This window comes from Erythrobacter sp. CCH5-A1 (genome assembly GCF_001557115.1).
GTDB lineage: Bacteria > Pseudomonadota > Alphaproteobacteria > Sphingomonadales > Sphingomonadaceae > Erythrobacter.
Map to the genome: position 1 here is coordinate 1 of NZ_LSKQ01000149.1, position 24,434 is coordinate 24,434.

Annotated in this window: 31 protein-coding genes and 1 pseudogene; 16 read left to right on the top strand and 16 right to left on the bottom strand. The window is 68.4% G+C overall.

Annotation, left to right across the window (positions count from 1 at the left end):
- On the top strand, positions 1-458 hold a 458-nt coding region (locus AX708_RS08465), incomplete at its 5' end, for a trehalose-6-phosphate synthase (RefSeq protein WP_197426198.1).
- A gap of 72 nt (positions 459-530) precedes the next feature.
- Here the strand turns inward: AX708_RS08465 and AX708_RS08470 are convergent.
- A complete protein-coding gene (locus AX708_RS08470; protein WP_156443465.1) occupies positions 531-1,163 on the bottom strand; it encodes a DUF4142 domain-containing protein in 633 nt (210 codons plus the stop codon).
- Between the two features lie 207 nt (positions 1,164-1,370).
- On the opposite strand from AX708_RS08470, the gene AX708_RS08475 reads away from it, so the two are divergent.
- A complete protein-coding gene (locus AX708_RS08475; RefSeq protein ID WP_066531510.1) occupies positions 1,371-1,913 on the top strand; it encodes a sigma-70 family RNA polymerase sigma factor in 543 nt (180 codons plus the stop codon).
- 115 nt (positions 1,914-2,028) lie between these two features.
- Here the strand turns inward: AX708_RS08475 and AX708_RS08480 are convergent, their stop codons facing one another.
- The 3 genes from AX708_RS08480 to AX708_RS08490 form a co-directional block, all read right to left on the bottom strand.
- Positions 2,029-2,319 (bottom strand): hypothetical protein, encoded by a 291-nt coding sequence (locus AX708_RS08480; RefSeq protein ID WP_066531511.1) that lies wholly within the window; start codon positions 2,317-2,319, stop codon positions 2,029-2,031.
- An 18-nt stretch (positions 2,320-2,337) separates the two neighbouring features.
- Positions 2,338-2,607 carry a GlsB/YeaQ/YmgE family stress response membrane protein gene (locus AX708_RS08485; protein WP_066531512.1) on the bottom strand — a complete coding sequence of 90 codons (270 nt, stop codon included), beginning with the start codon at positions 2,605-2,607 and terminating at the stop codon, positions 2,338-2,340.
- A 185-nt stretch (positions 2,608-2,792) separates the two neighbouring features.
- Complete coding sequence (locus AX708_RS08490) at positions 2,793-3,509, bottom strand: helix-turn-helix domain-containing protein (RefSeq protein ID WP_066531513.1); 717 nt, start codon at positions 3,507-3,509, stop codon at positions 2,793-2,795.
- Positions 3,510-3,588: 79 nt separating this feature from the next.
- On the opposite strand from AX708_RS08490, the gene AX708_RS08495 reads away from it, so the two are divergent.
- Genes AX708_RS08495 through AX708_RS08515 form a run of 5 tightly spaced genes read left to right on the top strand, consistent with a single transcriptional unit; the run spans position 3,589 to position 6,293 of the window.
- Positions 3,589-3,957 (top strand): DUF1428 domain-containing protein, encoded by a 369-nt coding sequence (locus AX708_RS08495; RefSeq protein WP_066531514.1) that lies wholly within the window; start codon positions 3,589-3,591, stop codon positions 3,955-3,957.
- A 5-nt stretch (positions 3,958-3,962) separates the two neighbouring features.
- Positions 3,963-4,751, top strand: coding sequence for a VOC family protein (locus AX708_RS08500; RefSeq protein ID WP_197426199.1), 789 nt, complete (start codon positions 3,963-3,965; stop codon positions 4,749-4,751).
- Positions 4,752-4,762: 11 nt separating this feature from the next.
- Positions 4,763-5,242 carry a VOC family protein gene (locus AX708_RS08505; RefSeq protein ID WP_197426200.1) on the top strand — a complete coding sequence of 160 codons (480 nt, stop codon included), beginning with the start codon at positions 4,763-4,765 and terminating at the stop codon, positions 5,240-5,242.
- On the top strand, positions 5,242-5,922 hold the full coding sequence (locus AX708_RS08510) for a dihydrofolate reductase family protein (protein ID WP_066531515.1): 681 nt from the start codon (positions 5,242-5,244) through the stop codon (positions 5,920-5,922). The genes AX708_RS08505 and AX708_RS08510 overlap by 1 nt, the downstream gene beginning before the upstream one ends.
- Positions 5,916-6,293, top strand: a complete 378-nt coding sequence (locus AX708_RS08515; protein ID WP_156443466.1) for a hypothetical protein — start codon at positions 5,916-5,918, stop codon at positions 6,291-6,293. The genes AX708_RS08510 and AX708_RS08515 overlap by 7 nt, the downstream gene beginning before the upstream one ends.
- 202 nt (positions 6,294-6,495) lie before the next feature.
- Here AX708_RS08515 and AX708_RS08520 read toward each other — a convergent pair whose 3' ends face one another.
- Complete coding sequence (locus AX708_RS08520) at positions 6,496-6,762, bottom strand: response regulator (RefSeq protein ID WP_066531519.1); 267 nt, start codon at positions 6,760-6,762, stop codon at positions 6,496-6,498.
- Positions 6,750-7,280, bottom strand: coding sequence for a response regulator (locus tag AX708_RS20850; protein ID WP_066531521.1), 531 nt, complete (start codon positions 7,278-7,280; stop codon positions 6,750-6,752). Before AX708_RS20850 ends, AX708_RS08520 begins: the two co-directional genes overlap by 13 nt.
- 3 nt (positions 7,281-7,283) lie before the next feature.
- Here AX708_RS20850 and AX708_RS20855 point away from each other — a divergent pair, with 3 nt between their 5' ends.
- Together AX708_RS20855 and AX708_RS08535 are read left to right on the top strand one after the other, a co-directional pair.
- Entirely contained in the window at positions 7,284-7,754 is a 471-nt protein-coding gene (locus tag AX708_RS20855) for a DUF4402 domain-containing protein (RefSeq protein WP_066531522.1), read from the top strand.
- A 181-nt stretch (positions 7,755-7,935) separates the two neighbouring features.
- A complete protein-coding gene (locus AX708_RS08535; protein WP_066531527.1) occupies positions 7,936-8,487 on the top strand; it encodes a hypothetical protein in 552 nt (183 codons plus the stop codon).
- 637 nt (positions 8,488-9,124) lie between these two features.
- Here AX708_RS08535 and AX708_RS08540 read toward each other — a convergent pair.
- Positions 9,125-9,754, bottom strand: a complete 630-nt coding sequence (locus AX708_RS08540) for a TetR/AcrR family transcriptional regulator (RefSeq protein WP_066531528.1) — start codon at positions 9,752-9,754, stop codon at positions 9,125-9,127.
- Between the two features lie 97 nt (positions 9,755-9,851).
- Here AX708_RS08540 and AX708_RS08545 point away from each other — a divergent pair, with 97 nt between their 5' ends.
- Genes AX708_RS08545 through AX708_RS08555 form a run of 3 tightly spaced genes read left to right on the top strand, consistent with a single transcriptional unit; the run spans position 9,852 to position 13,160 of the window.
- The gene (locus AX708_RS08545; protein WP_066531599.1) at positions 9,852-10,862 is read left to right on the top strand and encodes a VOC family protein; all 1,011 of its coding nucleotides are present in this window, start codon (positions 9,852-9,854) and stop codon (positions 10,860-10,862) included.
- A gap of 3 nt (positions 10,863-10,865) precedes the next feature.
- Entirely contained in the window at positions 10,866-11,705 is an 840-nt protein-coding gene (locus tag AX708_RS08550) for a fumarylacetoacetate hydrolase family protein (RefSeq protein WP_066531530.1), read from the top strand.
- Between the two features lie 6 nt (positions 11,706-11,711).
- Positions 11,712-13,160: a bifunctional 3-(3-hydroxy-phenyl)propionate/3-hydroxycinnamic acid hydroxylase gene (locus AX708_RS08555; protein ID WP_066531531.1), complete on the top strand. Its 1,449-nt coding sequence runs from the start codon at positions 11,712-11,714 to the stop codon at positions 13,158-13,160.
- Here AX708_RS08555 and AX708_RS08560 read toward each other — a convergent pair.
- From AX708_RS08560 to AX708_RS08570, 3 genes are read right to left on the bottom strand one after another with little or no spacing between them, the layout of a single operon-like run.
- Positions 13,147-13,740, bottom strand: a complete 594-nt coding sequence (locus AX708_RS08560; RefSeq protein ID WP_066531533.1) for a Smr/MutS family protein — start codon at positions 13,738-13,740, stop codon at positions 13,147-13,149. The genes AX708_RS08555 and AX708_RS08560 overlap by 14 nt on opposite strands.
- Entirely contained in the window at positions 13,737-14,912 is a 1,176-nt protein-coding gene (locus tag AX708_RS08565) for a murein transglycosylase A (RefSeq protein WP_066531535.1), read from the bottom strand. The genes AX708_RS08560 and AX708_RS08565 overlap by 4 nt, the downstream gene beginning before the upstream one ends.
- A 52-nt stretch (positions 14,913-14,964) precedes the next feature.
- A complete protein-coding gene (locus tag AX708_RS08570) occupies positions 14,965-15,615 on the bottom strand; it encodes a Tim44/TimA family putative adaptor protein (RefSeq protein ID WP_197426201.1) in 651 nt (216 codons plus the stop codon).
- A gap of 259 nt (positions 15,616-15,874) precedes the next feature.
- Between AX708_RS08570 and secB the strand changes: the two genes are divergently transcribed.
- The 4 genes from secB to AX708_RS08590 all read left to right on the top strand — a co-directional run bounded on the left by secB (position 15,875) and on the right by AX708_RS08590 (position 19,893).
- Positions 15,875-16,411 carry a protein-export chaperone SecB gene (secB, locus tag AX708_RS08575; protein ID WP_066531537.1) on the top strand — a complete coding sequence of 179 codons (537 nt, stop codon included), beginning with the start codon at positions 15,875-15,877 and terminating at the stop codon, positions 16,409-16,411.
- Between the two features lie 28 nt (positions 16,412-16,439).
- Positions 16,440-18,059, top strand: coding sequence for a murein biosynthesis integral membrane protein MurJ (gene murJ / locus AX708_RS08580; RefSeq protein ID WP_066531539.1), 1,620 nt, complete (start codon positions 16,440-16,442; stop codon positions 18,057-18,059).
- A 1-nt stretch (position 18,060) separates the two neighbouring features.
- Positions 18,061-19,080, top strand: a complete 1,020-nt coding sequence (gene trpS, locus AX708_RS08585) for a tryptophan--tRNA ligase (RefSeq protein ID WP_066531541.1) — start codon at positions 18,061-18,063, stop codon at positions 19,078-19,080.
- Between the two features lie 150 nt (positions 19,081-19,230).
- Positions 19,231-19,893 (top strand): DUF4136 domain-containing protein, encoded by a 663-nt coding sequence (locus AX708_RS08590; protein WP_066531601.1) that lies wholly within the window; start codon positions 19,231-19,233, stop codon positions 19,891-19,893.
- Between the two features lie 95 nt (positions 19,894-19,988).
- Here AX708_RS08590 and AX708_RS08595 read toward each other — a convergent pair whose 3' ends face one another.
- The 6 genes and pseudogenes from AX708_RS08595 to AX708_RS20860 all read right to left on the bottom strand — a co-directional run.
- Positions 19,989-20,708: an alpha/beta hydrolase gene (locus AX708_RS08595; RefSeq protein WP_066531542.1), complete on the bottom strand. Its 720-nt coding sequence runs from the start codon at positions 20,706-20,708 to the stop codon at positions 19,989-19,991.
- Between the two features lie 171 nt (positions 20,709-20,879).
- A complete protein-coding gene (locus AX708_RS08600; protein WP_066531543.1) occupies positions 20,880-21,440 on the bottom strand; it encodes a hypothetical protein in 561 nt (186 codons plus the stop codon).
- 78 nt (positions 21,441-21,518) lie between these two features.
- Positions 21,519-21,977, bottom strand: coding sequence for a dUTP diphosphatase (gene dut / locus AX708_RS08605; RefSeq protein ID WP_066531545.1), 459 nt, complete (start codon positions 21,975-21,977; stop codon positions 21,519-21,521).
- Positions 21,974-23,665, bottom strand: coding sequence for a phosphopantothenate--cysteine ligase family flavoprotein (locus AX708_RS08610; RefSeq protein ID WP_066531546.1), 1,692 nt, complete (start codon positions 23,663-23,665; stop codon positions 21,974-21,976). The genes dut and AX708_RS08610 overlap by 4 nt, the downstream gene beginning before the upstream one ends.
- Positions 23,666-23,740: 75 nt before the next feature.
- Entirely contained in the window at positions 23,741-24,226 is a 486-nt protein-coding gene (locus AX708_RS08615; RefSeq protein ID WP_066531547.1) for a hypothetical protein, read from the bottom strand.
- A gap of 20 nt (positions 24,227-24,246) precedes the next feature.
- Positions 24,247-24,434: pseudogene (locus AX708_RS20860) on the bottom strand (hypothetical protein); the annotation flags it as partial.

Sequence of the window (24,434 nt, forward strand, 5' to 3'; positions counted from 1 at the left end):
AACACCTCCACTATGGCACATCGATGCCGTCGGGGGGCGTCCACCCCATCACCCAGAGCTATTCGCGCGACGAGCTGTTCGGCATCTACCGCGCCGCGAAGGTGGGTCTCGTCACCCCCTTGCATGACGGGATCAACCTCGTCGCGAAGGAATACGTCGCCGCGCAGGACCCGGCCGATCCGGGTGTGCTGGTGCTCTCGCACTTCGCCGGCGCGGCCACCCAGCTCGCCGAGGCGGTGCTGGTCGATCCGCACAGCGAAGAGGACATCGCCGAAGGGATCGCTCAGGCACTGGCGATGCCGCTGGCCGAGCGGCAGGAGCGGCATCGGGCGCTGCTGGCGACCATCACCGGGCAAGATGTCCACTGGTGGTCCGGGACCTTCCTCGCGGCGCTGGCCGGGGCGCCGTCGGCGGTGGATTACGCCCTCATGCCGGAAACAATCGAGGTCAAGCGCTGAGCAGCATGGAAAACCCCGCATGGGCACAAGGCCCATGCGGGGGTTTCAAAAGAACAGGGCAGCCCCGACGGCCTATGGCGCGGGCGTGGCGTCCATCGTCATGCCCGGCGTTCCGCCCGTCGCGCCGGGGACGGGGGAGTTGTCGTCGAGCCAGTCGGCATGCTTCTGGATCGTCGGAATCGTGCTCTGGGCGAACTGGCGCAGCTCGGCGGTGTCGCCGCTGCCGCCATAGGCCTTGAGCAGGCCGAGCGCCTTGCGGTGCGCAGCGGTCTGCTGGCTGATGTATTCGCGGTCGAAATCGGGGCCGTTGAGGCTGTTCAGAATATCGACCTGCGCCTGGTGCTCGGCGTCCAGCTTGTCGGGGAGCGCCAGCGTCTGGCCCGAGGCGGCGATCGCGTCCTTGAGCGCCTTGGACGAGGCGGTGTGATCGGTGATCATCATCTGCGCGAATTCACGGATCGGCGTGCCCTCGCCGCGCTTCAGAGCGAGGCGCGCGGCGGCAAGTTCGTACATGTCCGACATCGCGACCGTGCTGGCGAAGCCTTGCGCGTTGGGCGGCGCTTCGGCGAAAGCGCCGTCGGCATCGGCAGTGCTGCCTGCCATCGCGTCGCCGGTGGCGGCCGCGTCCGCTCCGTCCGCGGCCTCGCGACCGTTGCAGGCTGAAAGGGCCAGCAGGCTTGCGGCCACCATGAATCCTAATCGCATCGCTCGATCCTTCGCTTGAGCGCCCATCGGGGCGGGGTCATGCGGGACGATAGGCATCGGCGTGGGCATGCGAATTCACATAGGCCAGTGACCCGGTTTAGCGCCGCGGCGCCGCCCCCGCCCCGCACAAATCCTTGCCGAGTTTAGGGAACCTGCCGCCGAGGTCGCCGACAAGGGTGCGGGGGAGGGACACAAGGACGAGGTGCCATGCACGAGCCAGCCTACACAACCGTCTCCGATCAGCCGCCGCCCTGCTTCACCACCGAAATGACCGCATCGCTTCCCGCGCTGCGCCGCTTCGCGCGGTCGCTGTGCCGCCAGCGCGACATGGCGATGGCCGACGATCTGGTGCAGGAAACGATGGTTCGCGCCTGGTCGTCACGTCATACCTTCCTGCCGGGCAGCAAGTTCCGTCCGTGGCTGTTCACGATCCTGCGCAACCAATTCTACAACGCGGTGAGGAAGCAGAGCCGGCTGGTGGCCTGGGAGCCCGAGGCGGCCGAGCGGATCCTTGTTCAGGCCCCGGACCAGGAAGAACGCATCCATGTCGCCGATCTCGAAGGCGCGCTGCAGCGATTGCCGCAAGGCCAGCGCGAGATGCTGATGCTCATTGCCGGCGCGGGGTTGAGTTACGAGGAGGCCGCCGAGGCCGCCGATTGCAAGCTCGGCACGGTCAAGAGCCGGATCAACCGCGGGCGGGCGGCAATGCGCGAGATCATCGCCAGCGGCGAGATGCTGCCCGAGGCCTGAGCGCCTGCGGATTGCACAAAAGTTACGGGCCCGCTCCCCGATGGGAAGCGGGCCCGCATGAAGGAAGCGCGGGGGGTGTGCCTCGAACCCCGTGCCGCCCGTTCATGGGATAAGCCTATTGCTGCGGCTTTTCCGCCTGTTCCTCGATCTGCTCCGCCTTGGCATCGGCGTTGTCGCGCACCGCGTCGGCCTTGTTTTCGAGGTTCTGCTCGGCGGCGGAATCGACGCCATCGGTGGTCGTGTCGAGCTGGTCGGCGCGCTCTTCCATCGCATCGGCAGTGGCTTCGCCCGCCGCTTCGACCGCGTCGGCGGTTTCTTCGGCCTGTTGCTCAGCCGGGCTGTCGCAGCCCGCAAGGCCGATGCCGGCCAGAGCGGCGACGGCGGCGAAAGTGGTAATTGTCTTCATGCGTGATGCTCCTTGAATTTAACGCACCGATCCACGGCGGAAGAGATTGATGATGGCGAGCAGCACCACCGCGCCGAGGAACGACACGACCAGCGCGCTGATCGAGAAGTCGCCCTGCGTGATCGTCCCGCCGCCGATCAGCGGATTGATGAGGAAGCCGGCGAGCAATGCGCCGACCACACCGACCACGATGTTGAGGAAAATGCCCTGCTGGGCGTCGGTGCGCATGACCATGCTGGCGAGCCAGCCGAGGATGCCTCCGATGATGATGATGAGGATAAGGTTCATGTTTGTCTCCTTGCCGAGAGAGGCGTTGCGCGCGCCCGGGCTTTGGCTGACCGGATGCCGCTTGGCTTCGACAGGAGACTGCCTGACAGGCTCGGGGGAATGCGCCCTCACCTATGTTGTAGAGGATGCAACAGCTGCTCGACCAAACTCCGCAGCGGGAGCTGGCGATGGCGGAGCGTGGCGCGTCAGGCGAGCGGCGGCGGCAGGGCAAACAAGGCCGCAAAGGCGAGCGCGCAGGCGCGGTCGCCGGTGATCGTGAGAGCCCCGCTTGCCTCCAGCTCCCCCCATGGAACGCCTGCATAGACCCCGGCAGCGATGATATCGGCCGAGGGCGCGCGGAACACCGCATCGGCACTATCCACCTCTGCGCGCCGGATCGGCAGCTCGCGGCCCTGCGGCTCGGCCACGAAACTCTCCTCTCCGATCACGAAGCCGATGCGGCCGGTGAATGCGGCACAGGCCTCACGGTCGAGCATGGTGCGAAAGGACAGCATCAGCGAGACCGCCGAGAGCGGCAGGCGCGGATCGTGTGCGGTGGACTGCGCCGCCCAGCGGCCGAGCTCCTGGATCAGCGGCTCGGCGGCGAGACCCCAGGCGGTGAGCTCGTAGACCTGCGCCTTGCCCGGCGGCGGCAGCATGCGGCGCACCAGCACGCCGGAAGCCTCGAGCGCGGTCAGCCGCTCGGTCAGCACCTTGGCCGAAAGACCGGGCAGCGCGGTGCGCAGGTCCGAAAACCGCCGCGCCCCCAGCATCAGCTCGCGCACGACGAGCAGCGCCCAGCGCTCCCCGATCACCTCGAGCCCGAAGGCGGTGCCGCAGGCGTCGTTATACCAGCGCCCGTGCCCGGTTGCAGCCGCCGGATCTCGACTCGTCGCGTTTTTTGTTACTTTTGGTGACTTCATTGTTGACGAAAGTAACCCCCGGCTCGACAAGACGCAAGGGAGCGAGTCGCCATGGCGGCCCGCAGAGGAGGCAAACAGCATGTATATCGACGGTTTCGTGATTCCCGTGCCGGCGGAAAACCGCCAGGCCTTTATCGATCATGCCACGACCGCGGACGCCATGTTCTTGGAAATGGGCGCGCTGCGGGTCGTGGAATGCTGGGGCGATGATGTTCCGGACGGCAAGCAGACCGATTTCCGCCGCGCGGTCGATGCCGAGGCGGGCGAGAGCGTTATCTTCAGCTGGATCGAATGGCCCGACAAAGAGACCCGCGACGCCTGCTTCGCCAAGATGATGAGCGAGGATTTCAGCGATCCGCGCATGGATCAGGCGAAGAACCCCATGCCCTTCGACGGCAAGCGCATGATCTTCGGCGGCTACGTGCCGGTCGTGGACATGAAGGCGTAAGTCCCGTGGGTGCTGGCAAGGTGCGCCACGGACAGCTGACGTGGCACGAGCTGATGACGGATGACCCGGCGGCGGCGCAGGTCTTCTACGCCGAAGTGTTCGGCTGGCGTTTCGATCCCGGCGAGGTCGGCGGGCGCCGGTATGACGTGATCCTCGCGGGCGATGTGCCGATCGGCGGTGTCCTCGGGCTCGACCAAAGCATGCAGCAGGGCGGCGCCCGGCCGGTGTGGGCGGCCTATGCCGCGGTGGATGACCTCGCGGAAGCGGGCGCGGCCGTGAAGGCGCGCGGCGGGCGGATGCTGATGGAGGGGCTGTCGATCCCCGGCATGGGCGCCTTCGCGCTCGCCGCCGACCCGGAAGGCGCGCCTTTCTACATGATGGGCTACGACAGCGATCCGCCGGTCGCCGCGCCGAGCTTCCCGCCCCCGCCCGGGCATTGCGCCTGGAACGAGCTCGCCGCGAAGGACCCCGACCGCGCACTCGCCTTCTACACCGGGCTGCTCGGCTGGCGGCAGGAAGGCGAGTTGCCGATGGGCGAGCACGGCAGCTACCGCTTCGTCCATCACGGCGACGCGATGATCGGCGCCGTCATGCCGGTCGGCGATACCGGGATGACGCCCGGCTGGACGTACTACTTCGTCGTCCCCGACATCGATGCGGGCGCAGCCGCCGTACGCGCGGGCGGCGGCACGGTGCTGCACGATCCGGTCGAGATCCCCGGAGGCGACTTCTCTGTCAGCGCCCTCGATCCGCAGGGCGCATCGTTCGGCCTCGTCGGCCCGCGCCGGACATGAAGGATATTCCCATGCACAAGAACACCATCTGCCTGTGGTATGACGGCACGGCAGAGGAAGCCGCGCGCTTCTATGCCGAAACCTTCCCCGACAGCAGCGTCGATGCCGTCCACCGCGCGCCCGCCGATTTCCCGGGAGGCAAGGCGGGGGATGTGCTGACCGTGCAGTTCACCGTGCTCGGCATCCCCTGCCTCGGCCTCAACGGCGGCCCGATCTTCCCGCACACAGAGGCCTTCAGCTTCCAGGTGATGACTGAAGACCAGGAAGAGACCGACCGCTACTGGGACGCGATCGTCGGCAATGGCGGGCAGGAAAGCGCCTGCGGATGGTGCAAGGACCGCTGGGGCCTCAATTGGCAGATCACCCCGCGCACTCTCACCGAAGCGCTCGCGGCAGGCGGCGAGGAAGCCGCGCGGGCCTTCGGCGCCATGATGCACATGCACAAGATCGATGTCGCCGCGATCGACGCGGCCCGGCGGGGAGAGAATTGATGCGCAAGATCCATGCCGCCGCCTTCGTCTCGCTCGACGGGGTGATCCAGGGCCCGGGCGGGATAGAGGAAGACACCACCGGCGGCTTCACCGCGGGCGGCTGGGTCTTCGGACTGTGGGACCCTGACGTGGGCGAGGAGGTCGACCGCCTGTTCGGCCGCGACTACGACCTGCTGCTCGGGCGGCGTACCTATGACATCTTCGCGGGCTACTGGCCCTATGTCGACCCCGAAGCGGAAGGCAACGGGCCGATGGCCAAGGCCTTCACCGCCTGCCGGAAGTATGTGCTCTCGCGCGGCACGCCGCTTCTCGACTGGGCGAACAGCCACCACCTGCGCAGCATCGACGACATCGCCGCGTTGAAGCAGACCGAGGGGCCCGACCTCGTCATCCAGGGATCGAGCACGCTCTACCCGCCGCTGCTCGCCGCCGGGCTGATCGACCGACTGACGCTGATGATCTATCCGGCGGTGCTGGGGAAGGGAAAGCGCCTGTTCGGCGAAGGGACCGAGCCGGGGCTGCTCGCGCTGGTGGAGCAGCGCGCCGGAGGCAATGGCACGATTATCGCCACCTACGAACAGCGCGGCCCGCTACCCTCGATGGCCGAGCTCTCGCCCCCGCCGATGGACAGTGCGCGCGAGGCGGCACGGCAGGCGGCGATGGCGCGGGGGGAATGGTGATGCGCGGCGCGCTGCTGGCGGTGGCGACGCTGGCCTTGGCCGTTCCGGCAAACGCCCAGCAGGTCACCGCGCGCACCGCCCCAGCGCCGCCCGCCCCGCAAGCGACGCCCGATATGCTGCCGCAGGCCGGCTTCGACCGCTTCGCCCGCGCCCGCGACAATCTCGCCGCGCTGCGTGACGGGCGCCGCGCGGTGGGCGACCTCACCCGGCAGGAACTTCAGGACGTGATCGACCTCGACCGGCAGGTGCGCGGCAGCGCGGCAGATACGCGCTCGTTCCGCGAGCGCTGCATCGACAGCGAGGTGCAGCGCGAAGGCGGCAATCCCTCGCGCCTCGCGTGGGAGGTGATCCGGCTCAAGTGCCGCGACTGACCAGTTCGTCCCGGCTCAGCACAGCGCCGGTCGCGCGGGGAAAGCCTGCCGGTCTCAGTCTGCGGGGTCTGCGAGGGGCGGTGGAGGTCGATCGGCATGTAGGTCTCGCCCGCAGCCATGAAGCGGATCGTATTGACCAGCGAGCGCGCGGGCAGGGTCTTGGGGAGGTATCCGGCCGCGCCCGAGTCCGGCACGCGCTCGGCTACGCCCGGCGGGCCAGCCCACTCATCAGGGCGACCAGCCGGCCAAAGCTCGCCGCCAGCGCCTTGTCGAGCCCGGCATAGCCCGCCATGCTTGGCATCCCGTAATCGAGCACCACGAGGTCATAGAGCGGTGCGGCCTCGGCCATGGCGGCCAGCGCCTGCGGCAGATCGGCGCCCGTGTCGACCGCAAAGCTCCCCTTGGTCTCGACGTAGGAGCGCAGCACGTCGCGCAGCAATTCGTGATCGTCGGCAATCAGGATGCGCATGAGGAGGTCCTTTCCTGCGCGGCGGCGATGGCTGCGGTCGCCGCTCCCGCTAGCCGTGCGGCAGTGGTCGGCTTGCCCAGCACGCCGTCGAAGATGTCACCCGGGCCCTTGTGGAGCTGGTGGAAGCGCGGCAGCGCGGTCAACAGCAGGATGGGCAGATCGGGCCGGATCTTGCGCAGCGCCTTCGCGAGCGCAGCGCCGTTCATGCCGGGCATGTCGTAATCGGTGATCACCAGGTCCCACACCGCAGGGTCCTCGCGGATTATGGCGACAGCGTCGCACGGATCGACGCAGGGGCCCGCCTCGACGCCGACCACTGCCTGCCGCTGGGCCAGCATCAGCTGTTCGCGCAACCGGCCCTTTTCGCGCTCCATCGCGCGCCGGTCCTCGACATCGCGGGTGACGCACAGGATCCCGCCCTCGGGCGTCAGCGACAGCGCGACTTCCTGTTCGACCGCGCTGCCATCGGCCTTGCGCCCCTGCGTATCGCCGCGCCACTGGCCGGCTGCGAACAGCACCGGGTGACCGTGTTCGCTTCCCTCGCCGCCGCCACTTCGGCCCAGGCCCAGTCGGCTGACGCCGGCGCCGGTGCGAAGATCATCGCTCCGCTCGAAATCAGCAATGTGACCGATCTCTACTTCGGAACCATCGCTCCCTCGACCACCGTCGCCGACAAGGTCGTCGTGCTGGCCCATGGCAGCCGCAAGTGCGGTCCGGCGCTGACCTGTCTCACCGCCGACCACACCGCCGCCGCTTTCGCGGTGACGGGCGAAGTCGACGCCTTTTACACCATCTCGCTCCCCAAGGAGATCAAGATCGTCAACGAGAAGGGCACCGCCATGCTCGTGTCGGACTTCACCGGCTCGAAGGCGAAGGGCCAGCTCCTGAAGGGTGAAGACAGCTTCACCGCCGGCGGCACGCTCGATGTCGGCGTCCGTCAGGAAGCGGGCAAGTACACCGGTAGCTTCACCGTCGCGGTGGAATACCAGTAAGCCCTCCGTGGCAGGGGGTGAAGGGAGCCGCGCAACCCCCCGCGCGGCTCCCGGAACCTGAGTCCCTGTTGCCCTACCGCTTACGCTACTTGAGGGCGGGTTTGCCGCCCTACCGCTTCGCTACTTGAGAGCGGGATTGCCGCCACATCCAAGCCCACCCTTGCCAATGTGAGGTCTCCCCATGTTCCTTTTCCCCTTCGCCGCCGCGCTCGCCGCGGCGCTTGCGGCCCCTGTGCCTGCCGCCGCCGAGCTGCTGGTCGCCCCCACCCGCGTGGTGCTGACCCCCGAGGCGTGCTCCGCTGAACTCGTGCTCGTCAACAAGTCCGCAGAGACCGCAGCCTTCCGCATCGCGATCGAGAACCGCCTGATGTCCGCTCCGGTCAGCGCGGGCGCCGCCACGGTTGCTGGCGAAGGCCTGGCCGACAACAGCCTCTCGATCGAACTCGCCGCGATCCGCTCGATCACCATCCCGGTGGTCTTGCGCGTCGGCACGCTCGAGGCGAGCGTCACCATGGACAGCGCTGCCATCGCCGACACGGCGCCCAATCAGCTGGTGGTGCGCGGGGTGGCGATCTATGTCCCCAACACCGCGCGCGACGTGATCGTCCCCCTCCCGCCCGAAGTGCGCGCGCAGCTCGCAGGCAAGAAGGTGCGGATCGACTACACCTCGACCGACTTCGCCGATCCGGCGAATGCGGGCAAGCGCCTCGCCAGCCTCGTCGCAGTCCTCTGACCCCAGCTTCTGTGACCCGCTGGGCCGCCCGCCATGTCCGCTCTCGCGCCCGCCGGCATCGCCCGCTCGGGCGCGATCATGGCCGAGATGTTCGTCGATGACGACGGCGACGGGGTGCGCGGCGCGGGCGAAGACGCGGTCGCGGGCGGGCGCTTCATCGTCGGCGCGGCGCTGCGGCGCGAGGCGACAGGCGCGGACGGGCGCGTCCTCATCGGCGGCATCGCGCCCGGTCCCGCGACCACGATCGAGACGCAGATGTCCTCGCTCACCGATTTCCCCCTGCGTCCTGCCCGCAGCGGCGACAGCCTGGCGCTGCGCCCGGGCGAGGTCCGCCACGTCCCCATCGCCCTGCGTCCCACGGTCGGCATCGAGGTGCTGGTGCTGCTCGTGGTCGGCGACGAGCGCACCCCGCGCTCGGGCGTGGCAGTGGTGCTGCGCGATGCGACGGGCCACGAAGCGGCGCGCGCGACGAGTGATTTCAACGGCTTCGTGCTGTTCGAGGGCCTCGCTTTCGGCACCTATCAGGCCGAGGCCGCGGGGCAGCACTCGGGCCCCCTCGCCGTTTCGCGCGAGGCGCCAGATGGCAGCGCGCGGGTGCTGATCGCCGGGGGGGCGCGATTGAAGGCTTCGCCGGGCGTTAGACCCGCCAGCCCGCCAGCACCTGCTCGATCACTGCGGCGGCGTGGGCGTCGGCAACGCCGAGCCCGGCCAGCCCCATCGCCAGCATCTCGCCGAGCCGGGCCTGCCCCTCGGCCGGGGAGGGGCGTGCGTCGGTCATGAGGATCATCACCACCTGGCACAGGCCCAGCCAGTAGGCGATGCCGCTTGTCGCGGCCTCGAAGCGCAGGAGCCCTGCGGCGAGGGCGGCGTCGATATCGGCGCGCAGGCCGCGGTTGAGCGGGTGGTCGGCGGCGGCGGCCACGCTTTGGTCGCGCAGCAGCACCCGCGCGCGGCGCGGCTCGCGCAGCGCGTAGGCGGCGGCGACCGCCATGCCGCCCGCGATCCGTGCGACCGGGTCGGTGCGGGCTGCATTGGCCGCGGCCACCTCCGCCTCGACCTCGGCGCGCACTTCGGCCGCGACCGCCGCGGCGAAGGCGTGCTTGTCGGCGAAGTGGTTGAAGAAGCTCCCCTTGGCGACGCCGGCGGCGACGACGACCTCGTCGATCGCGATGGCATCGATCGGGCGCGCGGCGAGCAGATCGAGCCCGGCGGCGATCAGCGCGGCGCGGGTGCGCTGGATGCGGGGGGAAAGGGCTTGGGTGGCCATGCCTGCTCCATACTTGACTGTTTGGTCAAGTTCAAGCTATTTGACCAAACAGTCAGAAACGAATCGCGCCGGCTACGTCGGCACGCCGGAGGGGATCATGGCCATCGTCAAAGTGGAGGACATCGCGCATGTCCGCTTCGCCGCGCCCGATCTGGCGCTGATGCGCGGCTTCCTCGAGGATTTCGGCCTCACCTGCTTCGAAGACGGCGGCCGCCTCTATGGCAAGGGCTGCGACGGGCGGCCCTTCGTCCATGTCACCGAGCCGGGCGAGGCGAAGTTCCTCGCAGTCGGCCTCAGGGCCGCGAGCGTCGCCGATCTTGAAGCCCTCGCCGCGCACGAAGGCTTGGCGGTCGAACCGCTGGGTGAACCCGGCGGCGGTGTGGTGGTGCGCCTCAAGGATCCCGACGGCTACCTTGTGGAAGTGGTCGCGGGCCAGCAGTGCGAGGCGCCGGCCCCCTGCGCTGCGCCGCAGTTCAACTCCGCCGCCGACAAGCCTCGCCAGCGCGCTACGATCCGCTTGCAGCCCGCCCCCGCCCATGTCCGCCGCATCGGCCACGCGGTGCTCAAGGTGAGCGACTTCCGTGCCTCCGAGCGCTGGTGGAAGGAGCGCTTCGGCTTCCTCACCTCCGACGAGATCGAGGCCGCACCCGATGTGCCACTCGGCGCCTTCATGCGCTGCGACCGGGGGGATTTGCCGTCCGATCACCACACCATCTTCCTCGCCCAGCTGCCCGGCAAGCTCGGGTTGCTCCACGCCGCCTTCGAGGTCGAGAGCCTCGACGATCTGATGTGCGGCCACGAATACCTGAAGGCCCGCCAGCGGCAGGCCGCCTGGGGCGTGGGCCGCCACATCATGGGCAGCCAGATCTTCGACTACTGGATAGACCCCTTCGGCAACGAGCTCGAACACTGGACCGACGGCGACCTGTTCACCGCGGCCGATCCGCCCGCAAAGCAGACGATGCAAGCGTTGCTCGCCGTCCAGTGGGGCGCGCCGCACCCGATGTTTGCGGGGAAAATGGCTCCGCCCCCGGGCCTCGTCGCCTTTGTCACTGCCATGCAGCTGCGCATCAAGCGCCTGTTCTCCCGCACTCCCAAGGAAGCCTGACCGATGAAACTCTGCACCTTCACCCACGCCGGCAAGACCCGCACCGGCATCGTCACTGGCGACACCGTCGTCGAGACCGGCGTGCCCGGCACGATGATCGACCTGATCCGCGACTGGGAGGCGCTGAGGCCCGGCCTCGAAGCCAAGGCGGCGACGGGCGAGGGCATTCCCCTCGCAGAGGTCAAGCTGGAGGCTCCCGTCCCGCGCCCGGGCAAGATCTTCGCCATTGGGCTCAACTATGCCGACCACATCGCCGAAAGCGGCCTTGGTACGCCCGAACGGCAGGTGTGGTTCACCAAGGCGCAGACCTCGGTCAACGGGCCCTATGATCCGATCCTTATCGCGCGCGGCACCATGACCCCCGATTACGAGGCGGAGCTGGTCGCCGTCATCGGCAACGGCGGCAAGCACATCGCCGCCGCCGACGCGCCGGCCGCGATCTTCGGCTACACCGTCGGCAACGACGTGACCGAGCGCATGTGGCAGCACGCCGTGCCGCAATGGGCATTGGGCAAGAGCTTCGACACCCACGCGCCGATGGGCCCGTGGATCGTCACCGCCGACGAGATCGGCGATCCGCACGACCTCGGCATCCGCTGCTACGTCAATGGCGAGCAGCGGCAGAACTCGAACACGCGGCACCTCGTCTACAATGTGTGGGCGCAGGTCGAGCACCTCTCGGTCGGTATGACGCTGGAGCCGGGCGACTGCCTCTTCACCGGCACGCCCGGCGGGATCGGCGCGGCGATGGACCCGCGGCAATTCCTGAAGGCGGGCGATGTGGTGCGGACCGAGATCGACGGCATCGGCCACATCGAGGGCACGATGGTCGCCGAGGGCTGACCCGCGATGTCGGGGGGCTTCGACTGCGACGTGCTCGTCATCGGCGGCGGGCCCACCGGGGTGACGCTCGCCAGCCTGCTGGCGCGGCGCGGCGTCGGCGTGATCGTCGCCGAGAAGGAGCCGGCGATCTTCCCCCTCCCCCGCGCCGCGCATATCGATCACGAGGGCATGCGCATCCTGCAGGAGGCGGGCGCGGCCGAAGCGGTGATGGCGACCAGCCGCAGCGCCGATTCCTACGAGTTCCGCAACGCGCGCGGCAATGTGCTGATGGCGTTCAGCGGCGCGGCCGGGATCGGCCCGGGCGGCTGGCCGGTCGCCAACATGATCCACCAGCCCTCGGTCGAGGCGGCGCTGCGCCGCGCGCTGGCCGAACGCGCGCCCGATGCCTTGCGCAGCGGGTGGGAGATGATCGGCTTCACCGAGGATGCCGAGGGCGTCACCGCCATCTTCGCGACGCCGCAAGGCGAGCGCACCCTCCGATCGCGTTTCCTGGTCGGCGCAGACGGCGCGCGCAGCCCGGTGAGGAAGGCCTGCGGGATCACCTTCGAGGACTTGGGCTTCGAGGAGCCGTGGCTGGTGGTCGACGTGCTGGTCGATGACCCGTCGCGCCTTCCCACCGCCAACCTGCAGATCTGCGACCCTGCCCGCCCCACCACCTGTGTGCTGATGGGCGAAGGGCGGCACCGCTGGGAATTCATGATCCTGCCCGGCGAGACCCCCGAGGCGGTCAGCACCCCCTCCAGCGTCGAGCGCCTGCTCGCCCCGTGGAACGTGGCGGGCGCGGTGCGGATCGAGCGCACCGCCGTCTACACGTTTCGCGCCCGGATTGCCCAAAGCTGGCGGCGGGGCCGGGTTATGCTGGCGGGAGACGCCGCGCACCAGACCCCGCCCTTTGCGGGACAGGGCATGTGTTCGGGCCTGCGCGATGCGGCGAACCTCGCGTGGAAGCTTGCGGCCGTGACGAAGGGCGAGGCGGACGCGGCGCTGCTCGACACCTACCAGCCTGAACGCGCCCCCAACCTGCGCGCCACGATAGACATGGCGGTAATGATGGGGCGCATGGTGTGCACCACCAGCCGCTTTGGCGCGTGGCTGCGGGACACCAAGCTCGGCCTCGCGAGGATGCTGGGCAAGCTGCCCGGCGGGCCGCCCGCCTATCCGCCGGTGGGCGCGGGCGCGATCCTTGCCGGGACGCCGGGCGCGGGGAGCTACTTCCCGCAGTTCATCGACATCGATGGCGCGCGGCTGGACGATGCGCTTGGCGAGAGTTTCTGGCTGATCGACCGGCGCGATGCCGCCACCGCGCGGCTCGGCCCCTTCGGCGCGGACATCACCCGATGGCTCGCATCCCACGGGGCCGAGGCGGTGCTGGTGCGTCCGGACCGTTATGTCTTCGGCACGGGCACCGCCGCCGCGCTCGAGAAGGCTTGGGCAGCGAGGCTCAGCGGCGCTTGAGGATGAGGTAGAGCGCGCCCTCGCCCCCGTGGCGGATATGCGCGCGGCGCACCGCGGTGATCGCGTCGGCGTGGCGGCTCGCGGCGAGCCAGTCGAGCAGCTTGGCGCGGATCGCGCCGCGTTTCGCCATGCGGTCGGCGGGGTCGACCGGCCGCTCGCGCCCTGCCACCACCAGCACCACCCGCGCCTGCATCGCGCGCGCCTGATCGAGCGCGGTCATGATGCGATCGTAGGCGGTGTCGAGCGTATGGCCGTGGAGGTCGAGCGTCAGGTCAGGTTCGATCCGCCCGCCCTTCACGCGGCGGTCCCAATGCGAATCGAGGCCGGGATCGGGCGGCGGTGCGGCGGCGGCGGGCGGACGTGGTTTGACAGCGGGCTTGGGCGAGACCTTCACCGGCTTGACGAACTTGACGGGCGGAGCAGGTGCGACCTTGCCCGCCCCTCCACCAGCCTTGGCCTCGTCTCCCTCCCCTGAACGGGGCGCATTGGGCCGCTTCTTCCCCGGCAGCGGCTTCACGCTCGCCGCCAGATGCGCCCAGGCTGCCTGCTCCCCGACCGAAAGCCCCCGCGGCGCTCTCATCGCTGCTTGGCGAGCCTTGCGGCGGCCTCCTTGGGGAGCAGCACAAAAGCGCGCCCGCGCCCGCTCATACCGCCAGCGATCGCCCGCGCATCCGCGCCCGCGCCCCAGAAGGTGTCGAAGCGGTTCGCGCCCTTGATCGCCCCGCCGGTGTCCTGCGCGATCCACAAGCCGTTCGCCTCGCGCCGGTCGAGATCGAGCCACACCGGCGCGCCCAGGGGCACGAAGGCGGGGTCCGCCGCAACCGAGTTCTCGCGCCGCACCGGCACGCCGAGCGCGCCCAGCGGCCCGTCACCCTTCAGCTCGGTGAAGAAGATCCAGCTCTTGTTCTCGCGCATCAGCGCGCGGCCTTCCGCGGGGTTCTCGCGGATATAGGCCATGATCCCCTGCATCGAGCCCGGATACTGCCCCGGCCCGCTGCCCAGCAGGCCGCGCTCGCGCATGACGCCGCCAATGCCGGTGTATTCGCGCCCGTTCTGCCCGGCATAGCCGATGCGGATCACCTCGCCCTCGGGGGTAAGGAGGCGGCCCGAGCCCTGTATCTGGAGGAAGAAGAACTCGACCGGGTCCGCCGCCCAGGCGATCACCGGCACCTTGCCCGCCAGCGCCCCGTCCTCGATCGCCGCGCGGTCATGGTAGAGCACGAATTTGCCCCGCTCGTCATAGCGCCCCAGCGGCGGGCGGCCGGTGCGTTCGGAGGGCTTCACGTCATCGGGCCAGCCGCGCACGAGATCGGCGGGCATGGCATAGACCGGCACCTCGTATCCGGGACGCCGCGTTCGGCTGCCGGCGATCTCGGGCTCGAAATAGCCGGTGGCAAAGGCCTTGCCGTCGCCGACCTGCACCGGAGTGAACTCTTCCGCAAAGAAGGCCCGCGCGCGCGATGGCGGCGCGGCACGCGCCCGCGCGCAGGCGCCCTGCCAGTCGGCGGGACGGGTGAGCCCGCTCGCATCCTCGCGCGCGAGCAGCTTGGGGCAGCTCTCGATGAAGCTCGCGAGCGCCCCGCGCGCATCGCCATCGGCAAGGTTCAGCGCGGCGAGCGAAGGCCCCAGCGCCACGCCCGCCATCGCCGCATTGGCCGCGACCGCGACCGGCTGGGCGGCGGCAGGCGGCGGCACCGCGCGCCCGCAGGCCCCGAGCAACAGCAGCAGGGCCAGAGCAAGCAGCGCGCGCATCGGTCAGCTCCTTGTCGGCGAGCGGGCCGCAGCCCGCAAGATCAACCCCCGATCAACCCTCGTCGGTTTCGTCGAGCAGCCAGTTGGGGTCGCGCGCGGTGACCTTGCGCGAGAAGGTCCAGACGTCGCGGCTTTCGATCGCATCGTCGAGCGAGCCGGCGATCACGGTGCCATCCTTGTCGCGGGTCACCGAGGCGATGTCCGCGACGAACAGCAGCGCGATGCGCGCGGTCTTGCCGTCGAGCGAGGCGGAATGGATGCGCACTTCCTCGACGCGAATGAGGGTGTTGTCCATCGTCTCGCCCGCCGCCTCGCGTGCGTCGATCGCGGCGGTGAAGCCGGCGTAGACATCGTCGTCGCACAATTCGCGCAGGGTTTCGCGGTCACCCTTCCAGAAGGCTTCGAGGATCATCCGGTAGGCGCCGCGCGCCCCTTCGAGGAACTGGGCGAGGTTGAACTTGCTGTCGGCCGCGGCGATCTCGCGCAGCGCGCGTTCGACTGCGGGCATCACGCCTTCGAGCTCAGCCGCGCGCGGGGCGGGCGCGGCAGGGGGGATCGCGGCAGGGCGGATGGCAGGGGGCTCGTCCGATTCGAAGCGCTGCGGCACCGGCTCCTCTTCCTGCTCGGCGCGCCGGCCAAGCACCGAATAGAGGCGCAGGCCGAGGAACGCGGCCACCATGGCGAGGAGAACGATTTCGAGCACTGGCACAATCCGATCGTCGCATCCGGCGCGGTTGGGAGGAGGCCCGCGCCATTTTTGAGAAACAACACCCTGCCTTAAATAGGGAGTCATTACAATTCGCCAACGCCCGATAGGTTGCGGTGCGGGGCAAATGAAAACGGCATGCCGCGCGGTTGCGGCGGCCCCGCGCCCCTGCTAGGCGCGCCCGCAGGCGGCCTGCGCACGGCAATCGTGCAGCGGGCGCACCACCGATTACTCATTTTGAAAGACTGGCAAGATCATGGCCGAAGAAGAAGGCGTCCTCACCAACCTCGACAACACCGGGCCGCAGCCGAACGGCGAAGACACCGCGCCCGCGGTCGGGATCATCACGCAATATGTGAAGGACCTCTCGGTCGAGAACCCGGCCGCGCCGGACGTGTTCCAGTGGCCCGAGCCGCCGCAGATCGACGTGCAGTTCAACATCGGCGCCGAGAAGGTGAACGTCGATGTGCACGAAGTGACGCTCAAGCTGACGCTGACCGCCGCCTCGCAGCGCGGCACGATGTATATCGTCGACCTTGCCTATTGCGGCCTTGTCGGCATGCGCAACGTGCCCGAGGAACAGGCCCACGCCTTCCTCTATGCCGAAGCGCCGCGCCTGCTGTTCCCCTTCGCCCGCCGCGTGGTTGCCGATGCCGTGCGCGATGCCGGCTTCCCGCCGCTGATGGTCGATCCGGTCGATTTCAACGGGATCTACGCCCAGCAGCTCGCCGCACGCCGTGCCGAGGAAGCCGCGGGCGGCGAGCCGATCGCGCCGGTTACGGGCAACGCCTGATCGTAGCGCCCGGCAGGGGGCAGGCGCGATGAGTCTGATCAAGAACGTCGGCACGATCGGCGGGTTGACGGCGGTGAGCCGGGTGTTCGGCTTTGCCCGCGACATCCTGCTCGCCCGCGCCTTGGGCGCGGGGCTGGCGGCCGATGCGTTCCAGCTCGCCTTTACCCTGCCCAACACCTTCCGCCGCCTGTTCGCCGAAGGTGCCTTCAGTGTCGCCTTCGTCCCGCTCTACAGCCGCGCGCTCCACGGCAACGACGGCGAGCCGGGGAGCGAAGAGGCGGCCGAGCGCTTTGCCAATGACGTGCTCAGCGTGTTCGTGTGGGTGCTGCTCGCCTTCAGCGGGCTGTGCATGGTGTTCATGCCGGGCATCGTCTGGCTGCTGGCGCGCGAATACATGGCCGTGCCCGGCAAGTTCGAGCTGTCGGTGTTCCTCAGCCGCGTGACCTTCCCCTATCTGGGATTGATCAGCCTCGTCGCCATGCTCTCGGGGCTGCTCAACGCGCGCTCGCGCTTCGGGCCGGGCGCGGCGGCGCCGATCCTGCTCAACATCTTCCTGATTTCGGGAATCATCCTCGGCGATTACCTGCGCGGGCAGAGCGGCGACGATGTCGTGGTGGTGCAGGTGCTCGCCGCGGCGGTCTCGCTCTCGGGCGCAGCGCAGCTGGCCTACCTCGGCTGGGCGACCCGGCGCGCCGGCGTGCGGCTGAAGGTCACGCTGCCGAAGTTCACCCCCGAGGTGAAACGGCTGGGCATGCTGATCCTGCCTGCGACCTTCGGGGCGGGGATCTACCAGATCAGCCAGCTGGTCGACACCTTCTTCGCGACCTCGCTGCCGCAGGGCTCGCTGACGCTGCTGAAGCTCGCCGACCGGCTCAACCAGATGCCGCTCGGCATTGTCGGCATTGCGCTGGGCACAGCGATCCTGCCGATGCTGAGCCGCCACATCCACACCGGCGATTCCGCAGAGGCGCAGCGCTTGCAGGGCAACGCCTTCGAGATCGCCACGCTCCTCACCCTCCCCGCCGCCGCCGCGCTGGCGGTGTGCGCGCCCGCCTTCTGCACGGCCTTCTTCGTGGGCGGCAAGTTCACGCCCCAAGACGGCGCGCTGATGGCGCAGATCGTCGTCGCGCTGGTCGCCGGGCTGCCCGCTTACGTGATCGTCAAGGTGCTGAACCCCGGCTTCTTCGCGCGCGAGGACACCCGCACGCCGGTGTGGACCGCGCTCGCGTCGCTGATCTTCAACATCGCGCTCAACCTCTACGTGGTCGAGCGCTACGGCATCGTCGGCCTTGCGGGCGCGACGGCCGCCTCGGCGAGCGTCAATTGCCTGCTGCTCTACGCGATCCTGCACAAGCGCGGCTGGTTCCACTTCACGCCCAAGCTGGCGAGCCGCGTCGCCCGCCAGCTGATCGCCACGGCAGCGATGACAGCGGTGCTGTGGTTCCTGATGCCGCTGATGACCGAGCGCTATGCCGGCAACCTGTTCGAGAAGCTGTGGTCGCTCACCGCGCTGGTTGCAGGCGGCGGCGCGGTGTTCTTCGCCTCGGCCTTTGTGGTCGGCGCGCTCGACAAGGACCTCATCGGCCAGCTACGGCGGCGGCGCCCGGCCCGCACCAAGGCCGATGACGAGATACTGGAGGTTGAATAACATGCGCGTGGTCTCCGGCATCCAGCCGACCGGCAAGCCGCACCTCGGCAATTACCTCGGAGCGATCCGCAACTACGTGAAGTTGCAGGACGATGCCCATGCCGTGGGCGGCGAGTGCCTGATCTTCATTGCCGATCTTCACGCCCTGTCGATGCCGCACGATCCGGCCGAGCTGCGGGCCTCGACGCTCGAACTGGTGGCGACGCTGGTCGCCTGCGGCCTCGACCCGGACAAGGCGATCCTGTTCAACCAGGCACAGGTTCCGCAGCACCCGGAACTGCAATGGCTGCTCAATGGCACCGCCCGGATGGGCTGGCTGAACCGCATGACCCAGTGGAAGGACAAGGCCGGCAAGAACCGCGAAGGCCAGTCGGTCGCGCTGTTCACCTATCCGGTGCTGCAAGCCGCCGACGTGCTGCTCTACCAGGCGACTCACGTGCCGGTGGGCGAGGACCAGAAACAGCACCTCGAGCTCGCCCGCGACATCGCGCAGAAGTTCAACAACGACTTCGCCAGCGAAGACGCGCCGGTCTTCACCCTGCCCGAGCCGATCATCCCGGTCGAAGCCGCGCGCATCATGTCCCTGCGTGACGGCAGCGCGAAGATGTCGAAATCCGATCCCAGCGACATGAGCCGCATCAACCTTTCCGACGATGCCGACACGATGGCGCAGAAGGTGAAGAAAGCGAAGACCGACCCCGAGCCGCTGCCTTCGGAAGAAGCGGGGCTTGAGGGGCGGCCCGAGGCGAAGAACCTCGTCGGCATCTACGCCGCGCTCGCCGGGCAGAGCCAGGCCGAGGTGCTCGCGCAATTCGGCGGACAGGGCTTCGGCGCCTTCAAGCCCGCGCTCGCGGACCTGCTGGTGGCCAAGCTCGGCCCGATCCGCGACCGCTTCGTGGCGCTGAAGGACGATCTCGAGACGCTCGACGCGATCCTCGCCCGCGGCGCCGCCAAGGCGCGCGAGCGCGGCACGCCGACGCTCGAGGCCGTCTACAAGGCGCTGGGGCTGGTCCGGCACTGAGCCCTCTCCAGCGGTTTTGCGACGAACCGCCGTTACAAAACGACAAATATTCAATTGCGGTTCATTCGCGCGTAATAGAGTATCGCGGGTAAGGGCCGTTGCCGGAACAAGCGACGGCCACCAGACAGAGGTTTTGCCGTTATGCCTTCGATGCCTTCGATCAAGACACTCACGCGTGCCGCCCTCCCCGTGGCCCTCGCGCTCGGACTGTCAGCCTGCGCCACCAACACCTTCAAGGCCGATGTCTCGCGCTTCGCGGTGCCGCTGCCGGCGCCGCAGGGCCAGACCTTTGCGGTGGTCGCGGAAGACCCCAAGCTCGCCGGCGGGCTTGAATTTGCGACCTATGCCAACGCGGTCGCTGCCGAGCTCACCCAGATCGGCTACACCAAGGCCTCATCGCCCGAAGCGGCCGACATGCTGGTGCGGTTCGACTACCGTGTCGATGGCGGGCGCGAGCGGGTGCGTACCGATTTCAACGGCGCGGCCGGCTTCGGTCCGTGGGGCCGGTGGGGCGGCTGGGGCGGCGGCGGCTTCGGCGCCTGGGGCTACGGCTTCAACGATCCGTTCTTCGGTGGGCCGGACGTGCGCAGCTACACCATCTACACCAGCGGCGTGGAAGTGAAGATCGATCGCCGCGCCGATGGCCAGCGCCTGTTCGAAGGCAAGGCCGAGGCCGTGTCGCGCTCGAACCGCCTGCCGCGCCTGGTGCCCAACCTCGTGGACGCGCTCTTCACTGATTTCCCCGGCAATTCGGGCGAAACCGTTCGCATCACCATCCGCGACGACGAAAAGACCGTGCGCCCCACCGATTGATGGTGTAAGAGCGTTCTCAAGAGACCCTTGGACGGGAACAAGAGAGGCGGCACAGGGGATCGTGCCGCCTTTTTTTTGCCTGCTTCAGAGCGGGCTCACCACTCGCTCGCCCGCCGCGCGCCCTCGGCGCTCTGGATCCACGGGAGGCGGGTGTAGCGCGCTGCGGCGCGGCGGCGGGTGGCGGTTTCCTCGTCGCGGCCGATACCCTGCCGGGTGCGGTGTTCGCGCAGCAGCTGGGCGAGCAGCAATTGCCCGAAGGCCCAGTCGTCGATCCCGCTGTCGGCATTGATGTGCCCGATCGAGCCCGCATAGGCGAAGGTCGCGCCCCAATCGGCGGCAAGGCCCCGCGCGGTGCGCAGCGAGCAATAGTGGTCGTTCTCGCTCGCGGCGAGGAAGGCCGGGAAGGGCAGCGCGCGGCGCGGGGTCGGGGCGAAGCGGGCGATGCGCTCGTCCACCCCGGAGCGCTCGGCGTCGGGCGGGGCGACCAGCAGCGCGCCCACCACCGGATTGCCATAGGCGGGCTGCTCGTATTCCGCCCACCACGCCACCGCATGGCAGCCGAGCGAGTGCGCGACGAGGATCACCGGCCGCCCTGCGCGGTGCACCGCGAGGTTGATCTTGTTGACCCAGGTGTTGCGATGCGGATCGTCCCACATCCCGAGCTCGACCCGCTCGGCATCGGGGATCTGCGCCTCCCACTTGGTCTGCCAGTGATCGGGCCCGCTGTTGCCGAGGCCGGGGATGATGAGGATCAGCGGATCATCGGCAAGCCGCTCGCTGCCGAGTTCGAGAGAGTGGGTCTGGGTAATGGCCATGTCGGCGCTCCTTCAAAGGGCGTTGATGACCGTCCATTGGTATGGTCCGACTCTGGCGAAGATAACTCAACTGAATCGGTTGACAAGAGGCTGGCGACGGGTGCGCGGGATTTTGCGGCGAATTGCGGGGCAGGATACGCCGCTACCCAAGGAACCGGCGATGCGGCGCGCTCAGGGTTGGTAGCGAGAGAAGGCTTCCTGATGCAGCGCCATGCGGGGATCCTCGGCCCACGCCAGCGCATCGGCTGCGGCCCTGCGCACTTCGCCGTAATCGGCAAAGAGGCATCCGTACTCGTCACCCGTGGCAATCTCGGCAGCCGCTTTGGAACAGTTGACCTGAAACTGCGTGAAGGTGGGATTGCGATTCTGATCGCTGTAAAAGCTGCTCACGATCTCGTAGACATAAGTCACGTTGCCTTCATCGTCCGTCTGCCGGACCTCCATGAGATAGGTGTTCTCATAGGAATACCCGTCCTGATCATCGCCAGACCTTTCGGAACGGATGAGGTCGAACGCAGCGACTACGGGCTTGTCGACCGCCTCGCTTCCGATGGTCTCATTGGTAATCCGGTAGAGGTTGTCACCCAGCGGGGTGATCTCGAGAAAGCGTTCGCTCGATTGGTAAGTGCCCGACAGACCGATATTGTCGCGCTGCTCCTCGGGAATGAGTTGGCGGTGTGCAGTCCACCCGCCACAAGCCGACAAAACAAGCAGAGTCAGCGCGCATGCCATTGTCTTGCGAATCATAGTGTTTCCCCCGACCGGCAAGAAACATGACAGCACGCAGCCTTGGCTTCAAGCGGTCAAAAGCTACAGCTTTGCATGCCCCCCGGTCGAGCCGAAGCCGCCCTTGCCCCGCTCGGTAGCGTCGAGTTCCGCCACCTCCTCCCAAGCAGCCTGCACAACCGGCGCGAGCACCAGCTGCGCCACGCGGTCGCCGCGGGCGATGGCGAAGGGCTCCTGCCCCAGGTTGATGAGAATCACCTTCAGCTCGCCGCGATAGTCGCTGTCGATCGTGCCGGGGGTGTTGGGCACGCTGATACCGTGCTTGAGCGCGAGGCCCGAGCGCGGGCGGACCTGGATTTCGTAGCCTTGGGGAATCGCCATCGACAGGCCCGTGGCGACAGCGTGGCGCGCGCCGGGGGCGAGGGTCATGTCCTCGGCGCTCACCACGTCCATCCCGGCCGCGCCCGCGGTGGCATAGGCGGGGAGCGGCAGGCCTTCGCCATGGGGCAGGCGCTTTACCTGCACTTTCACGATTGGCGTCATTCCGCCGCTTCCGCCCCGAGGCTCGCCGCGATCCGTTCGACCAGCGCCATCGCCACTGCCGCCTTGGGCATCTCGTCGAGCACCTCGATCCCCTCGCCGCTGATGATCGTCACGCGGTTGCTATCACCGCCCATGACGCTCCCCGACACGTCGTTCGCCACGATCCAGTCCGCGCCCTTGCGCTTGCGCTTGGCCTTGGCGTGTTCGAGCACGTTGTCGGTCTCGGCCGCGAACCCGATCACCAGCGCGGGGCGCCGGGGGGCGCCCGCGACATTGGTGAGAATGTCGGGGTTCTCGGTCAGCATCAGCGCCGGCGGAGCATCGCCGCGCTTCTTGATCTTCTGCCCGCGATAGTCCTTGGGGCGCCAGTCGGCGACGGCGGCGACCATCACCGCGACATCGGCAGGCAGCGCGCGCTTGACCGCCTCGGCCATCTGCATCGCGCTCTCGACATCGATGCGGGAGACCCCGGCCGGGGTCTTCAGGGCGACCGGCCCGGCCACCAGCGTCACGCGCGCGCCCAGCGCGGCGGCGGCGGCGGCGATCGCGAAGCCCTGCTTGCCGCTCGAGCGGTTGGCGATGTAGCGCACCGGATCGATCGCTTCCCAGGTCGGCCCGGCGGTGACGAGCACATGGCGACCGGCGAGCGGACGCTGCGAGGGCGCGATGCCGAAATCCGCGCCCTCGGGCACCTCGCCGAGGTCGGCCTCGATCTCCTCGGGCACCTCGGGTGCCTGCGGCAGGGGCGGCGCCTTGCGCGGATCGATCAGGTGGTTGAGCGCTCCGCCATCCATCGGCGGCGCGGACCCGGCCTTGCCCTTGCGCGCCAGCAGCGGCCCGGCGAAGTCCGGCTTGAATTCGGGCGCGGGCTCTTCGGGCAGGAGGTCTTCGGGGCCAAAGCCTTCCGGAAGATGCTCGGGCAAATCCTCGTATTCGGCCTCGATCTCGTCATGGGTGCGCTTGGCCGTCGAGCGCGGGATGATGCGCGCGAAGAACCCGCTGAGCCCGCCTTCGGGCATGGCGGCGGCAGCGTCATCCTCCTCCTCGGGCTCAAGCGCTTCGACCTCGATCAGGGGGCCACGCGCGGGGGCCTGCGGCTCGGGCACGGTGACGCCGAAATGCGCGGCGATCTCGCGCCAGATCGCCTCGGGCTCGGGCAGGCGGCCGTAGCCGAACTCGCCGCAGGCCATCGCGCCCTTGTCGGGGTGGAGCACGGTGACGCCCGCGGCCTTTAACAGGCCGATATTGCGCTGGGTCGCCTCGTGCTCCCACATCCGCACGTTCATGGCGGGCACGGCCATCACCGGCTTGTCGGTGGCGAGGATCAGCGTGGTGGCGAGGTCATCGGCGATCCCCGCCGCCATCTTGGCGAGCAGGTCCGCGGTCGCCGGGCAGACGACCACGAGGTCGGCCTCGCGCGAGAGCTGGATATGCCCCATCTCGGCCTCGTTCTTGAGGTCGAAGAGGTTGGTGTAGACCTGGTTCTCGCTCAAGGCCGCGAGCGACATCGGGGTGACGAATTGCTGGCCCCCCTTGGTGAGCACGCAGGTCACCTCGCCCCCACCCTTGCGGATAAGGCGCACCAGCTCGCAGGCCTTGTAGGCCGCGATCCCGCCGCCCACGACCAGCAGGATGCGAGGGGCAAAACCCGCTGCGCCAGTCCCGCCTGCCGTTGCCTGCTCGCTCATCTCGCCTTGTCGCCTCTCACGCCGATGCCGGGGTCTTGCGCACATAGTGCACCGGCCAGCAATCGCAAAGTTTGGTTAAATTTGCTTTGCCTCGACAGTCTCCCGGCACAGGATTGGCCCGAGCTGTCCGAACTTGGCCTTGCAATCGTCAATGTCGAGCGGAACGCACACAAGGATCCATATCAGTGCCCCCCACATTGCGATGATAGTGACGCATATGATGTGAGTGGGCAGCCTGCCCATCAAGGCACCGCCCCCTTTCGAGAAGGGTCGTGGGTAAGGTGAGGCGTCGTTCCATAGGCTTTTGAGATAGTTCGACTGCCGTTGTGCAGCCCAGATGCCCAGATAGGTGCCCAAGCCCACCAATATCCCGGCACCGCAGATCGTAAGTTCGAGAACAACCCTGGCCGGGTTCATGTTTTCGGCAGCGACAAGAGCGAAAGCCGCAATCATGAAGCCTTGAAAGGTGAGGTTCCAAGTCATTCGCGTCGCGCGAAGGTTCTGCTCGAACGCAATTTGCTGACTTATTGCCGCTTCGATCGTGAAGTCTTGCTGTTCCATGCTGCCCCCAACACAGGTTGTTACGTTGGGTTAGTAGATCGTCCGGTCGCCGTGCGCCAGAGCTCGACTAGCGCGCAGGGGGCGAAAGCGAGGCCGGCGATGTAGGCAGGCAGCGCCAGTTCGGCCCAGTAGTAGTTCGCAGGCCGCGCGAAGAGCGCCATCATCGTGGCAAGGCCCGCGAACCACAGGCACGCGAACAGCCCGGTGC